At 72.7% G+C, this 1,387-nt stretch carries 1 protein-coding gene; it reads left to right on the top strand.

Annotated features, from left to right (window positions below):
* Window positions 1-65 precede the first annotated feature (65 nt).
* Window positions 66-1,082 carry a polysaccharide lyase family 1 protein gene (locus tag FZ103_RS26165; RefSeq protein ID WP_155999998.1) on the top strand — a complete coding sequence of 339 codons (1,017 nt, stop codon included), beginning with the start codon at window positions 66-68 and terminating at the stop codon, window positions 1,080-1,082.
* Window positions 1,083-1,387: the final 305 nt, after the last annotated feature.

The following is a 1,387-nucleotide window of genomic DNA, read 5'->3' as shown; positions in this document are numbered from 1 at the left end:
ACCGGGAACCGTCAGGCCGGCCCGGACGACCGGGCCCAATCCCTCCCCGCTAGGAGACCCGAAGCATGCACAGCACGAGCAAGCACCGCCGCCCCTCCCGCACCCGGGTGTTCGCCTGCGCCGGCGCGTTCGCCGCTCTGGGCGCCGGAGCCGCACTGATCGCCGCCGCCCTTCCCTCCTCGGCCGCACCCGGCGCCGAGGCCGCCGCCGTCTCCGCCGCCGCGCAGGCGGCCGATTCGCCGATGGGGTGGGCGAGCCAAAACGGTGGTACGACCGGTGGGGCCGGCGGTGCGACCGTGAGCGTGGACACCGCCGCCGAACTCACCCGCGCCGCGGCCGCCGAGGGCGCGGCCGTCATCGAGGTCCACGGCAGCATCGAACTGTCCGGCATGAACGACGTGACCTCGGACAAGACCATCATCGGCGCCGGCTCCGGCGCCACCGTCACCGGCGGGGGCCTCGACGTCGACGAGGCCCACAACGTCGTCATCCGCAACCTGGCCTTCGCGAACTGGGACGACGACGCCATCAACGTCCAGGACGGCTCCACCAACGTCTGGATCGACCACAACAGCTTCACCAACGGCTCCGACGGCGCGGTGGACATCAAGCGCGAGTCCGACTTCGTCACCGTCTCCTGGAACCACGTCTTCGACCACGGCAAGTCGATGCTGCTGGGCCACTCCGACGGCCACACCGCCGATGACGGCCACCTGCGGGTGACCTACCACCACAACTACTTCGACGGCTCCCAGAGCCGGCATCCGCGGGTGCGCTTCGGCGAGACCGTCCACGTCTACAACAACTACTACCGCGGCAACAGCGGCTACGGGGTGGCCTCGACCATGGACGCCGGGGTGCTGGTGGAGGACAACTACTTCGAGAACGTCGAGAACCCCACCCACGTGGGCTACGCCGACTCCGATCCGGGCCGGCTGGTGGCCCGCGGCAACGTCTTCGACGACTCCGGGCGGCCCGAGACCGCCGGCAGCGTGGCCGAGGTGCCCTACGCCTACAGCCCCGACGCGGCCCAGGACGTGCCCGCCGTCGTCACCGCCGGCGCCGGACCCGGCAACATCTGACCCCCTCGACCGAGTAGGGACGGGCGTCCGATCCCGCCCCCAGGACCGGACGCCCAGGCAAGCGGGGCCCGCCTCTCCTCCGGCGGGCCCCGCTCCGCTGTGTCCGGGGCCGCCGCCGCCCGCTCGCCCTCCCGGCCGCGCCCGCCCGCCGCCCCCGCGCGACACGCCGGGATGTCTAGGTTCCCGGTACGCGGGTACAGCCGGTTCAAGCTGGTGGGCGGGTCGAGCTATAGGGTGGCGCAGCGCCGGCCGTACCCGCCCCCTCCATAAGAGAAGCGGCCCTGCGGCCGGTTCGTCGTCACCCC

Source organism: Streptomonospora sp. PA3 (assembly GCF_009728995.1).
GTDB lineage: Bacteria > Actinomycetota > Actinomycetes > Streptosporangiales > Streptosporangiaceae > Streptomonospora.
This window is presented reverse-complemented; position numbering and strand designations above follow the sequence as displayed.